Source organism: Pseudundibacterium arcticum, assembly GCF_042646465.1.
In the GTDB taxonomy this organism is placed as follows: Bacteria; Pseudomonadota; Gammaproteobacteria; order Burkholderiales; family Burkholderiaceae_D; genus Undibacterium_A; species Undibacterium_A arcticum.
On the sequence record NZ_JBHRTP010000006.1, the window covers coordinates 1 to 10,915 of the forward strand.

The 10,915-nt window shown below is 58.6% G+C and carries 14 protein-coding genes and 1 pseudogene; 6 read left to right on the top strand and 9 right to left on the bottom strand.

Translation table 11 applies throughout. The features are described 5' to 3' along the window. The 6 genes and pseudogenes from ACFOFO_RS01920 to ACFOFO_RS01945 form a co-directional block, all read left to right on the top strand. Positions 1-320: pseudogene (locus ACFOFO_RS01920) on the top strand (hypothetical protein); the annotation flags it as partial. 290 nt (positions 321-610) lie between these two features. Then, positions 611-769, top strand: coding sequence for a DUF3309 domain-containing protein (locus ACFOFO_RS01925; protein WP_390322959.1), 159 nt, complete (start codon positions 611-613; stop codon positions 767-769). A 35-nt stretch (positions 770-804) separates the two neighbouring features. Continuing rightward, positions 805-1,290 (top strand): CHRD domain-containing protein, encoded by a 486-nt coding sequence (locus ACFOFO_RS01930; protein WP_390330691.1) that lies wholly within the window; start codon positions 805-807, stop codon positions 1,288-1,290. 421 nt (positions 1,291-1,711) lie between these two features. Next, positions 1,712-2,176, top strand: a complete 465-nt coding sequence (locus ACFOFO_RS01935) for a ProQ/FINO family protein (protein ID WP_390330693.1) — start codon at positions 1,712-1,714, stop codon at positions 2,174-2,176. Positions 2,177-2,824: 648 nt separating this feature from the next. Further along, positions 2,825-3,088 (top strand): translation initiation factor IF-1, encoded by a 264-nt coding sequence (gene infA, locus ACFOFO_RS01940; RefSeq protein ID WP_390322954.1) that lies wholly within the window; start codon positions 2,825-2,827, stop codon positions 3,086-3,088. A 15-nt stretch (positions 3,089-3,103) separates the two neighbouring features. Continuing rightward, positions 3,104-3,421 (top strand): hypothetical protein, encoded by a 318-nt coding sequence (locus ACFOFO_RS01945; protein WP_390322952.1) that lies wholly within the window; start codon positions 3,104-3,106, stop codon positions 3,419-3,421. 575 nt (positions 3,422-3,996) lie between these two features. Here the strand turns inward: ACFOFO_RS01945 and ACFOFO_RS01950 are convergent. From ACFOFO_RS01950 to ACFOFO_RS01990, 9 genes are all read right to left on the bottom strand, one after another. Next, positions 3,997-4,998, bottom strand: coding sequence for a pyridoxamine 5'-phosphate oxidase family protein (locus ACFOFO_RS01950; protein ID WP_390322951.1), 1,002 nt, complete (start codon positions 4,996-4,998; stop codon positions 3,997-3,999). A 90-nt stretch (positions 4,999-5,088) separates the two neighbouring features. Beyond that, complete coding sequence (locus tag ACFOFO_RS01955; protein WP_390322949.1) at positions 5,089-5,727, bottom strand: glutathione S-transferase family protein; 639 nt, start codon at positions 5,725-5,727, stop codon at positions 5,089-5,091. 107 nt (positions 5,728-5,834) lie between these two features. Next, the gene (locus ACFOFO_RS01960) at positions 5,835-6,398 is read right to left on the bottom strand and encodes a TetR/AcrR family transcriptional regulator (protein ID WP_390322947.1); all 564 of its coding nucleotides are present in this window, start codon (positions 6,396-6,398) and stop codon (positions 5,835-5,837) included. A gap of 290 nt (positions 6,399-6,688) precedes the next feature. Continuing rightward, entirely contained in the window at positions 6,689-6,814 is a 126-nt protein-coding gene (locus ACFOFO_RS01965; protein WP_390322945.1) for a hypothetical protein, read from the bottom strand. Positions 6,815-6,816: 2 nt separating this feature from the next. Further along, positions 6,817-7,653, bottom strand: coding sequence for an HDOD domain-containing protein (locus ACFOFO_RS01970; protein WP_390322944.1), 837 nt, complete (start codon positions 7,651-7,653; stop codon positions 6,817-6,819). A gap of 104 nt (positions 7,654-7,757) precedes the next feature. Continuing rightward, positions 7,758-8,492 (bottom strand): glutathione S-transferase, encoded by a 735-nt coding sequence (locus ACFOFO_RS01975; RefSeq protein ID WP_390322942.1) that lies wholly within the window; start codon positions 8,490-8,492, stop codon positions 7,758-7,760. 20 nt (positions 8,493-8,512) lie between these two features. Next, complete coding sequence (locus tag ACFOFO_RS01980; protein ID WP_390322940.1) at positions 8,513-9,724, bottom strand: beta/gamma crystallin-related protein; 1,212 nt, start codon at positions 9,722-9,724, stop codon at positions 8,513-8,515. Positions 9,725-9,852: 128 nt separating this feature from the next. Then, positions 9,853-10,185, bottom strand: coding sequence for a cytochrome C oxidase subunit IV family protein (locus ACFOFO_RS01985; protein ID WP_390327957.1), 333 nt, complete (start codon positions 10,183-10,185; stop codon positions 9,853-9,855). A gap of 8 nt (positions 10,186-10,193) precedes the next feature. Then, entirely contained in the window at positions 10,194-10,904 is a 711-nt protein-coding gene (locus ACFOFO_RS01990) for a heme-copper oxidase subunit III family protein (RefSeq protein WP_390330695.1), read from the bottom strand. Positions 10,905-10,915: the final 11 nt, after the last annotated feature.

A 10,915-nucleotide genomic window follows, 5' to 3' on the forward strand; every position in this document is an offset into this window, starting at 1 on the left:
AAGCCCAGTACAAAAATACCCCCAAAGCGCACATGAAGGCGCGCATTGCCGCGGCAGATGCAGACTATTCGGTGGCCAAAGAGAAATGCAAAGCCCAAAGCGGTAATGCCAAAGACGTCTGTATCAAAGAAGCCAAGGCAGTGCACACCAAGGCAGTCGTCGACGCAAAATCCAGCCAGAAAATCAAGGAAGTGAAATCGGACGCGACGCAGGATAAGCGCGATGCAGACTACAAAGTGGCGATCGAAAAATGCGACGCTTTGGCCGGCCCTGCCAAGGATGGATGCGTTGCCGAGGCCAAGTTGAAATATGGCAAATAGGTCTGCGTAAAAACCTGGCCGATCGCTGATTTTCTGAAAAAAACTACCCGGCCCGGCGGGCGGCGATAGGCGGGCCCGATGTTCGCTGCCCGTTGCGCTGCTCCCATTGGGAACGACTGCAGAATCGGTATTGGCGATGCCTGGTGGGCTGTTACTTGTTGGCCTACATCGTCTATCGCGTAAGTTGTTTTGTCTGCTGGCTCGTACGGTTCCATTAGTGCCATGTATTCCGCCGTAAAAAAAATGCCGATGAGCTGCTGTCGGCAATCCAATAAACATAGGAGGCTCACATGAGTATCGGAACAATCCTACTAATCATCCTGGTCCTGATCCTGATCGGCGCGCTGCCGAGCTGGCCCCACAGTCGAAGCTGGGGCTATTATCCAAGCGGGATTGTTGGAATTGTGGTCGTGATTCTGCTCATCATGCTGCTGACGGGTCGGCTCTGAAGCCGGCGCACTCTTTTCAACCTAGGAGGACGCACATGAATACCATGTCGAGAAAAATGATGCCTGTCGTATTGAGCGTGCTGACCGTCATGGTGGCGGCAGGCTGCGCCTCGAAAGCGGGCACGTCGGATAGCGACAAGGCGCCAGCCATGTCGGATAGTAGCAAGATGCAAGGCATGACCGCCATCAAACTGGACGGCAGCCATGAAGTTCCACCGGTCAACACCACCGCCACTGGCAATGGCACGATTACGGTGTCAGCAGATAAATCGGTACGTGGCAGTATCATGACCACAGGCATCGAAGCGATGGCCGCCCATATCCACCAAGGCGCTGCCGGCGCCAATGGCCCGGTCATCATTCCGCTGACAAAAGGCGCCGACAACTCATTTGCTGTTCCGACAGGCGCGGTACTGACCGATGCGCAATACGACAGTTATATGGCAGGCAATCTGTACGTCAACGTCCACAGTGCAGCCAATCCGAACGGCGAAATCCGGGCACAGTTAAATCCGAAGTAAGCATGATCGTGCTCTGTTACGGTTATCAGGCTATTTCGAAATGGACGAGCATAATGGCCGTTATGGAAGCTTTTCATAACGGCCAACTGCGAAGGTTCGAATGAGCATTTCAATGACTGGTGGAGTCACTACACAGTTGAGGGACGGTTGAGGGTTAATCCGTAGATCAGTAGTTCACCGTCACCGTGATGGTGTCCGCATAGGGACCCGCTGGCGTGTTCTGGCCGGCGGTAGCCCGCCATAGACCGGGTAGTCGCGTACCACGGTCAGTAAACCCAGCAGATAGCCGAGTGTGCTGATCTGCGTCACATCACCGCAGCGCCTTTGTTGAATGTCCGTTTAGAGTCCAACAGGCACTCATGTTCGCGGTATGGAGCGGCTCCGTGATATCCTCAGTCCCTCAAATGCCAGATTATTGTTGATGAATACTGCCAATCCTACTCCCAGCCCTTTCCTGTCCGCGCGCGCACTGCTCAAGGAATTTCAAGAAAAATTCGCGGTTTTTCGCGAGTGCATGCCACTGGCTATTGGCATCGACAAGCAGCTGATCGCGCAGCTCCCGGCGCTTGATCGCAAGGCGCTGCGGACTGCGTTGGGAATTCATACCAACTCATTGCGATATCTGAAGGGAATGGCCAAGGCGACAGTCAGATTTGACCTCGACGGCAACACCGCGGGCGAAGTCACGGAAACGCATCGCACCCATGCTTCCACGACACTGCAAGAGCGCATCAAGAAAGATGCCGAGCGGCGCAAGGCCCAGCGTAAGGAAGAAGATGCTCAGCGTAAAGCCGAAGATGCTCAACGTGAAGCAGATCAGGCCGCACGCCAACGCAGCGAGAAGTTGAACCAGCTCACTGCGAAATTCTCTCGCCGCGGCAGCTGATTCGGCATGCCGAGGAAGGCATGACTGTCGTCATGCCAAGCGGTGGCTTATCGATCAAGGGTGTAGGTTCGCCACTGGCTCAGTTCCGACAGCAGTCAATTAAGCGCGCCATCTGAAGGATCTGTCTCATCACACCGTATCGTTCAGATCGCCGGCAAGCTCCGTATCGCACGAACGCGTTGTTGGCACTGGACCGGCCGCCCCTTCCAGTTCGTGGACCAGAGCCGGCACTGCATGTCGGTCACGGACAAGTTTCACGGCAACCGCTGATCGCTGTCGCCATTGACGCCATCCGTAGGGTCGATTCCGGTTATGCGGTATACTGAGGATTCGCTGGGCAGATTCCTCTTTGTCAAATTGGTCGTTAGCCCGCGAATCTTTCACCGTCTTCAGTCGCACGCATGTTGGAGCCTCAAGCGTGCTGACCGGTCCCAATGTCTACCGTCGTGCAATGAGGGTGCGCTAATGCGGCCCCTTAAAAGCTCTCTATTTCTGTCCAGCAGACGAGGCATGCGACGAGAGCGAAATCGTAGCGACCTGCTCGCAGGCCGGCTTATCCTCCACGGGTCACAAACAAGCTCAATGCACAATTGCCGCTTGTGGCCGCTTGCTTCGGCAACGGCAGCCCCCTTTATATGGAAATGAATGATGGCTAAAGAAGAACTTCTTGAAATGAACGGCCTTGTTGCCGAAGTGCTTCCGGATTCTCGCTTCCGCGTGAACCTTGACAATGGCCACCAGCTTATTGCCTACACGTCAGGCAAGATGCGGATGAACCATATCCGGATCCTTGCGGGAGACAAGGTGACACTTGAGTTGTCTCCATACGATCTGAGCAAGGGACGCATTACTTTTCGCCATATCGAGCAGCGCGGGCCGGCTAATTCGGGGCATCAACGTCGCCGGTATTAATGTGAGGCAGGCATCATGATCAAACAAAGCGACATGATGATTGACCGTTTGGCGGGTGCCGAGGCCATATCCGCAAAAGCTAAGGCTATCGGCATGGATCATGACGTGGTTATCTCTGAATGCGTCTGGGACATAGGGGAAGACCTCGGACACGAGCATGCTCACCGGCTCGATCTCATCACCGCAACCAAGACGGTACGGCTGTATTTCCCCGATCTGGAGTTAACTGGATCGGCTAACGCGTCACGCGCCAAGCGGACGGAAGACCGGCTGCAACGGGCGGTTGCCCAAATATTGTCGCGCTCTCCGCTACCAACCTATACCTACCAATAACGCAATCAGCCCGAACCATTGCCGCGCCTCCTTAATTGCAAGGCTTGTCAAGGCGGTCGCAGGGTTGCGGCATGGGAGCGCTCAAATCCGAGTTAATACTCCTTAACTCGATGCCAATCACCGCAATTAAAACGCCGGGATATTTCATATACTGGCAAGAATCTGGCCTGATGCGTGACTAACTGGCGGCCGACAATCGTCGCAAATCAGCCGCGGGTGCAGTGGCATCGGCGCAATCTCCAGAGTCGGATGGTGGTGACGGACGGAGTGCGACCTCCCGTAGACAGCCCGGCGGGTGGCGTGTCGCCTGCCTGAGACCTGGCTGAAAAAACTGAAGCGGTCAGTCGGCGCAGCGAGCTGCAAAAATATACTGTATATAGCAGTATGTAAGATGCGCCGTATGTAATTGGAAAATTTACATATACTCCTACTTAAATCCGAATTTAGGATTAAAGCAGCGGCGCCCAATGCGACGACCTGGTGATCGTCCCTCGGCGTGATACTTGCGTCACGCCATTCTTACGCCGTGCTTCCTCTTTGCCTGCCCCTATTCCAGACTTGCCGGCGTGCCACCTTTATTCCTGCCACGGCCCGGTAGCATCGAGCACCGGCGATTGCTGCGGCGCCGACCACCGCAGCGGCAGTGCGCCATCAACCCGAATCGATTGCAGCACGTGAAAGCGCAGCACCCGTTGCGCGCCGGCGTAGCGGCTCAGCTCGGCGCCGTCCCAAATGATCTCGACCCGCCCCGACAGGTACAACACATCGCCATTGCTGAAATCGATGAATAGCAAACCAGCGCGTGGATCGAGCAGCAGATTGCCAAGCGTATTGAATAAATAATTCCCGACGAAATCAGGAAAGCTCAGCGTCCGCTCGTCGTCGATCCGGACGAAGCCCGGCTTGCCGCCGCGGTGCGACACATCGGCACCGGCACGGTCGGCGCTTGCGCCACCGCCGTCGTCGGGTTTGCGCCGATCTCCTGCTTGGTAGCTGGTCGCGATGAACAGCGTGTCGGCCACGGCGACGATGGCCTGCGCCCGCGCATCCAGCCGGTCGCTGCGTGCTACCGGCTTCGGCGCGGCAATGTGCGCCAAACCCTCGGTAAGCACGGTGTCGCGCTGCTGGATGTACTTCGGACAGTTGCCAAAGCTCTCCAGCACCCGTACTGACCAGCCGTCGGGATCGCGCCGTTCGACCGTCCCGTTCATCCGATTGCGGCGGCGCGTGTGCAACTCGATGCCCAGCAGGCCGATAGCCGCGCCTTCGGCCAGATTCTGGTTCAGTGGATCGCCGAAACACGGCTGTGCAGTGATCCGCAAATGTGCCGGATCCGGCGATTGCAAGAACCCCGGTGGTCCGACCAGCATCGATGCCCAAGGCTGCCCTTGCGCATCGAGCGAGGCCACCACCACGAATGGCAACTGCGGGAAAAACTGGCGGTGCTGCTCCGGCATGCTGGCGCGAATCACCTGCCGTCCGATCGCCTCCATCCGCTCACGTACGCCGAGCCGGGTTTGAATGCTGATCTCGCCCGGATGGAACGGGGAGACCGTGTGTGTGGTATCTGTTTCCATGACATGATTCCTTCCGTTCGATTCAGGTTTATCCGCAGCGGATTGCAAGTGAAACTACCAACGAAATGTCGTCCATCAGCCCTGCCGCGTTCAGGCTGCCAGGCCGACCCTGGTCACACACATCGGTACAAAACCGGGCAAGGCTTCGATCCGCGCGATCCACGCCAGAACCTGCGGATACGCGTCGAGGGCAATGCCAGCTTCCGGCGCATGCGACAGATAGCTGTAGCAGGCGACGTCGGCGATGCTCGGCCGTTGCCCGGTCAGGTAAGGGGATTGTGCCAGCAACTGGTCGAAGATCGCGAGCAGACGATGAGCACGGGCCTGCACCGTTGCATGATCGAACGGGGCGCCGAAAATATTCGCTACACGGGCGGCGGCGACGCCGAACGCGATATCGCCGGCCGCAATCGACAGGAAGCGCTGGACCTGGGCAGCGCCTTCCGGCGTGCGCGGCAACCAGCTTTCATCGCCGTACTTGGTCGCCAGATACACCAGGATCGCGTTCGAGTCGGACAGGGTGACATTACCGTCCTCGATCACTGGAATCTGGGCAAAGATATTCTTGGCCAAGAATGCTGGCTGCTTATGCGTCCCAGCGGCCAGGTCGACGTCGATCAGCGTGGCCGGCAAGCCAAGCAGGGACAAAAACAACTCGACGCGGTGCGCGTGACCGGAGATTGGATGGCGATACAGGAGGATCGGTGCCGCTGGTTTTACGGTGCTCATGGCGATGCCTTTGCTGGTGAATGAATCGATTGATGTCAGGCTCATTTCTGTACCGAACAATCGGTACAATAATCATTTAAAAAAAGACTGTCAATCAAATTGAAGAATTATTTTTCGGTGCCCAGCACACGATCCGGCAACTCGGCCAGCACCCGGCGAAACGGATCGCTTGACGCCAGTCCGCGCGACACGATCAGGGCCCCTTCGATCGCGATCAGCGCGTCTTCGCCACGCCGCGCCGCCTCTGCCGGCGACGCGCCGGTCGACGCGGCGAGATCGGTGATGGCCTGAATGAAAGCGCGGTTAGTCTGGCGCAAACGGTCCTGAAATAGCCGCGCCGCGTCGCCGACACTGAATACATCCAGCAGACAAGGCTGGCGTCCATCTGCGTAAAAGCCGGAAATTTTGGCGCCAAAATCGGCCAACCGCTGGCGCGCGCTGCCCGGTCCGGCCAGCGGCCCGAGGATGTCGCCCCCCATCAGGATGCCGAGCCGGTCCAGCGCGGCGTTGGCCATGTCTTCTTTACCCATCGGGAAATGGTGGTACAAGCTGGAGCGACCGAGTCCAGTGGCCTCCGACAACTTGGCCAGGCTGGCGCCTTCATAGCCTTCGCTACGGAACACCGAAATGATTGAATCGACCATGTCGTCACGCGTCTGATTTATTGCCATAAGGATTTACTGTACCGATTGTTCGATACCAATATGGTAGCCGGTCGGCGGCGATCGCACAAGAAAACGTCGGCTGTGCCCGCTGGCCCAACGCACCGCTCACCGGGTTTTTGATAAAACAGGACAACTCGCCGCATCAAATGACAAGGCCGGCATCAGTCTTGATCTGATGTCGAATGGAATCCTGGCCCGGCGATTGATCAGCGACAAGCAGCGGTCGACGATCCGTTATGGCGTGGATCTGCGCAAGAACAGTTCGGAATCATCCGGATCGCCTGCGCCGCATGACCTCACGGTAGATGCGAGGCGTCGGCGCCGAGGCAGGCGGAGAACAGCAGCAGCAGCAGCAGCAGCAGCAGCAGTAGCAGTAGCAGTAGCAGTAGCAGTAGCAGTAGCAGTAGCAGTAGCAGTAGCAAGCCTAAGCCAGTAGTGCCGACGTCAACGACTTCACCTCGTCGGCGGACTCTTCGAGGATGCTTTGCATGGTCCCCTCGCCCACCGCGTAATCGATGGTTGACGCCGATTCCTTGCTGGTGGCACCGGCGCGCTGGTGCAAGGGCGACGCTACCGGCGCCAGATCGTTGGCCAACAATAATGTGTCGCCCAGCGTTTCCGGCGGCAGCGCCAGAAAGCCGTACCACAGCGATTCCACCGCCGACATCACCGCATCAGGTACGGCCAGTTTTTGCAACACGGCGCGGCCGATGTCAGCTTCGCCATTATCGACCCAATCGTCCGGATCGCTGTCCAGCAAGCCGGGAAATTGTTCCGCGCGCGACAGCAGGTAAAAACCGCCGACCTCATGCACGATAGCGGCAAACATTGCGGTTTCCGGGTCGAGATGGGTGACCCGGCGCGCGATCACATGCGCCAGCGCGGCGACGTGGGCGGTATGCTCCCATAACTTTGCTGCTTTCGCGCGCAATGCCGGATCGGTAATCTTGCTGCTGAACTGGCGCACCACCAACGACGCCGCCAGCGACTGCATGGTTCGAAAACCGAGACGCATCACAGCCGTACGGACATTGGTAATCTGGTCGCCGGAGCGGTTGTAGGCCACCGAATTGGCAATTGCCACGGTCCTTGCCGCCAGCAGCGGCTCGGTCAACACCAGCTTGGCGGCGGTCTCGATATGGCAATCGGGGTCGTCCAGCGTGCGCTGAATCTTGAGTGCGGCGTCAAGATTCGTAGGGAAAGTCAGCTCGCCCTGGCTAGCTTGCGCGGCGATACTCTTGATGGCGTCAGATCGGTTCATGCAATAAATTATACCCGCGCTTTACCGAATTGACTGTGGGCAATAGTGCACAATTTGCGTCGATTTAGTTGCCGCTAACACAACATGCGCAACATACGCAATGATCACAATGGTTGATCCAGTTCCGGGTAGTGCCGGAAAATTCCCTGCTGATTGAAAGCTATGCGGCGTTTGGATGCCAGATAGGCTGCAATCCGCGGCCGAATCGCGACCCGGTCATGCAAGTCGAACAAACCCCGATATTGCGGGGCCAGGCCAGTCATCAGCCGCGGAAACGCATAGCGCAGGCCGGCGATCAGCTGAAACACCGACAAATCGACATACGACAGCCTGGCGCCGACCATATAGCTGCCACGGCGCGGGTTGCGTTGCAGCACCTGCTCGAAATAGTCGAGAAATTTCGGCAGGCGTTGCTCGCGAAAATCAGCAGTGCGGCGCCTGGCTTCCAGTTTCTGGTCTTCGTAATACAGGCCGCTGGCGATCGGGTGATGCGTATCGTGAATCTCGTTGATCAGATCGGCCAAGGTCAGCTGCAACTGGTGGGTCCAGATGCGCCCGGCTTCTGCCCGTGGCGCCAACCCGAGTCGCGGGCCCAGGTATTGCAGGATGTTGGCGGTCTGACCAATCACCAGTTCGCCCACCTTCAGGTAAGGCGGCGCGAACGGCGGCCGCTCAATGGTGGCACCGTCAAGCCAGCGCATCAGCGCCGGCATGCCCATGCCATGACGGGCCGGTAATCGCGCGACATCGACATAATCGGCGCCGGCCTCCTCCAGTGCCAGCCGGACAAACTCGCCGCGGCCCTGAATCGATGGCCAGTAATACAGTTCATAGCGCATACGCTACGCTCGGGCCGCCGTCATTCGACGCGTCGCAGCGACGAGATCTGGTTGGACAGTCCGCCGATGCCGGCATAGCGACCCGGCCCGAACACGCTGCAACGGCCGCCGAAGCCGTCATCGGTGCACAGCTCCCACTGCCCCGAATAGACGATCAGCGATGCCGTGCGGTCGTTGAAACCGACGCTGTTCAGATTGGGTATATCCTGCCGCGCGCTCAAACGGTCGCCGCCGAAATTGGTCGCGCTGAACAATTCGATATCGGCGCGCCCGGCCGACGCTCGATTGACCACTGCCGGTTGCCCCGACGCGACGCGGATGGACGAAATTGTGCGATACAGCGCCGGTTCCAGACGCCGGTATCGACCCGGTCCGAACACCCGGCATTGGCCGCGGAAATACGACTCCGAGCAGAATTCCCAATAACCGCTCTGGATCTGCAGCGACGCGCCAGCGTCATTGAAGCCGGTCGGTCCCAGATCGACTACATTGCCCGATATTGCGATGCTGCGGCCCCGCAAAGCGTCGTCGGCGTACAGTACGACCGGCGCATCGTCGTCGCTGTCATGTGCGCGCCAACCGCCGCCGTGTACCGGGCGCCGCTCATCTCGATCGGGCATCATGCGCGCCGACGAAACGCTGCGATTCAGGCCGTAACCCAGGTCCGGATAGCGGCCCGGCGCATAGGTATGGCAGTTGCCTTGGTAACCGGCATCGCTGCACAGCAACCAGGTGCCTTCATGGACTACGATACTGGATGCGCTGTCATTGAAACCGCTACCATCCAAATTGCTGGCATCGCGATCCAGTCGGATCGAACGGCCCCCGAAGCCGGGCTGGCCGAACAACTCGATCGCACCGCGGCCGCGGTTGGAGCTTCCGCTCGCGGTATCGCCTCGACCAACCGGTCCGGTAGTACCAGCTTCGCGCACCGACGAGATACTGTCGTTGAAATTCGGATCGAGGTTGCGGTATTCACCGTGCTCGAAGATGGCGCAGTGCCCCCTGAAGTCGACGTCGCTACAGACTTCCCAGCGGCCGGAGCGGACCACGATGCTCGAAGCCGTGTCGTTGAAACCGACATCCGACAGATTCGGCGTGTAATCGCGCACGCTGACCTGACGGCCGCCGAAACCGCTATGTTCGAACAGTGTAATTTCTGCCGCCTGGGTTACCAGACTCAGCGCCGCGAGCGCCAGCAATCCCGCGATCTTGCCCAGTTTTTTTGTCATATCAGCTTCCTCCCGATTTGCCCGGTCACCACGACCACGCCTTGAGTGCATCACCGCTAATGATACTCAAACCGGAACATCTACGGCGGTTCTTCCCGCCCATGCAAGCAAGGCCACGGCGCGGCCAATCAGCGGAAAAACAGCAAGCGCGTAGCCTGGGTGTAATCGGCCTCGGTCACCATCAGGCCCATCAGCACCAGCAGGCACAGCGGCGGCACCAGGATCGCATACACCAGCGCCAGCCGTTCCCATGCCATGTGCATGAACACAGCGATGATCAAGCCGGCCTTGAGCAGCATGAACAGCAGGATCAGGGACCAGCGCAAATAACCGTGAAAATGGAAGTAGTCGACCATATACGACATCGTACTGAGCACGAACAACAGGCCCCAGATCTTCAGATACAGACTGATCGGGTGGTCTTGCTGGTGCCGGGATGGTTGCGTGCCGGAGGATTCCATGTGCGACCTCACCATAGGTAAAAAAGAGCGAAGATGAATACCCACACCAGATCGACGAAGTGCCAGTACAGCCCGACGACTTCGACGATGCGGTAGCCAGAACCTTCATAGCGGCCGCGCATCATCCGTATCGCGACCGTCAGCAGGGTGATCACACCGGCGGTGACGTGCAGGCCGTGGAAGCCGGTGATCATGAAGAAACTGGAGCCGAATTGCGGCGCGCCGATCGGGTTGCCCCATGGCCGTATGCCTTCATGCAGGATCAGCTTGCTCCACTCAAATGCCTGCATGCCGACAAAAATTTCACCCATCACGGCGGTCACAAACATCAGCGTGGCGGCATTGACACGGTCGCCCCGGTTGGCACAGTGGACCGCCATCGCCATCGTGCCGCTGCTGCTGATCAGCACGAAAGTCATCAGCGCAATCAACAGCAGCGGCACCTCGGCGCCGCCGATGTTGAGGCTAAATACCAGGCTGGCATTGGGCCACGGCACCACCGTAGCGGTGCGCACCGTCATGTAGCCGATCAGGAAGCAACTGAAGACGAAGGTGTCGCTGACGAGGAAGATCCACATCATCGCCTTGCTCCATGGCACCGCGAACGCCTCGCGGTCGGATGACCAGTCCTTGACCATACCGGACCAGCCGGCGACCGGCACGACGGTGCCGGGTGGCACATGTGGCGACGGCGTAGTCGGTGTAGCCGGTGTAGCCATATCTCCTCCGA